Origin of the sequence: Neobacillus drentensis, assembly GCF_036966985.1 — a bacterium.
Classification (GTDB): domain Bacteria; phylum Bacillota; class Bacilli; order Bacillales; family Cytobacillaceae; genus Neobacillus; species Neobacillus drentensis_E.
Map to the genome: position 1 here is coordinate 1 of NZ_JBALSN010000277.1, position 1,292 is coordinate 1,292.

At 37.1% G+C, this 1,292-nt stretch carries 1 protein-coding gene and 1 pseudogene; both read right to left on the minus strand.

Going from position 1 to position 1,292, the window contains the following annotated elements:
- Nucleotides 1-925, minus strand: a 925-nt coding sequence (locus V7659_RS18495) for an LLM class flavin-dependent oxidoreductase (RefSeq protein ID WP_335541270.1), incomplete at its 3' end; no start/stop codon positions are given.
- Nucleotides 926-1,099: 174 nt separating this feature from the next.
- A pseudogene (locus V7659_RS18500) lies at nt 1,100-1,292 on the minus strand (hypothetical protein); the annotation flags it as partial.

The following is a 1,292-nucleotide window of genomic DNA, read 5'->3' on the forward strand; positions in this document are numbered from 1 at the left end:
GAGTATGTAAAATAAATTCATCCACCTGATGAGTTTTTTGAAGTTTCCCTAAAACTTCCTTCACAAAATTAGGGGTTCCCGCAATAATATCTGCTCCTTGTTCGGTTATTTCATAAGGTTCACTTGCTTGCTTTCCAAACGCTTCTGCTTGCTCAAGTGATTGTAAAGTCACCGATCGTCCACTCTTAAGATGGACTTTGACTATTTTTCTTTTTCCTGCCAGTTCTTCTGCTTCTATTTGAGTTGGAGCAGCAATAACAGCCAATGAGATGATAAATTTTCCATTTGGAAAACTATCCCGATATACATTTGCTGCCTCTTCTAGTACCCTATCATCACTATTGATAAATTTAGCAAATACAAATGATATTCTTAAATTAGCAGCAAGCTGTGCACTTTTTGGACTTGCCCCAAGCAGGAAAATTCCAGGTTTTTTCTGAGGAATTGGTGTTGCTTGAATACCTGCAAGAGGATGATTGTTACCGACCGAATTTTCAACTAATTCCAATAAAAAAGAGAGACGTTCTGAAAAGTCCTTCCCATCATTGACGGTTCCATACTGTAGCGCCTTTGTTGATAATGGAAGACCACCTGGGGCTTTCCCAACCCCAAGATCTACTCTTCCATTACCAAGAGCTGATAAGACATGAAAGTTTTCTGCCACCTTATAAGGACTATAATGCTGAAGCATCACACCTCCTGAGCCAACTTGAATCGTGCTAGTTCGAGCCAATAAGTATGAAATTAATACCTCAGGCGAGGACCCTGCCAATTGATCAGTATAGTGATGCTCTGATACCCAAAAACGTGTATAACCCCATTCTTCTGCTTTTTGAGCCAGTAGAATGGTTTTCTGTAACGCATTTGAAGCAGTGGATCCAGGAAAAATGGGACTCTGATCTAAAATACTTAGCTTATAGCTCACTTAATTTTCCTCCATTTTTAATCCTACTTGACTTATCAGAAAAGTATGTTTTATTTTATTGATTTTTATCCTATCACTGAAGATATTGAACTGGCAATACTTTCTCTGATAGGAAAATATACGATATTGATTAAAATAATCTATCTAGAAAATCTCTAAATTAATTAATTTTTTTCATTTCTTCAGTTGTATTACATTTCTACTTTGTCGACCATCATTCAGAAATTCATTCAGCCTCTTTGTAAGACCTCCATGACCAAATTGCACAAATTTTTGTTTATCTTGCTCGCTCCTCTCACCTTTGACAAATTCTAAGAATGCCAAAAGCTGAATCCTACGGTAATGAATATCGACAACACCATACTCG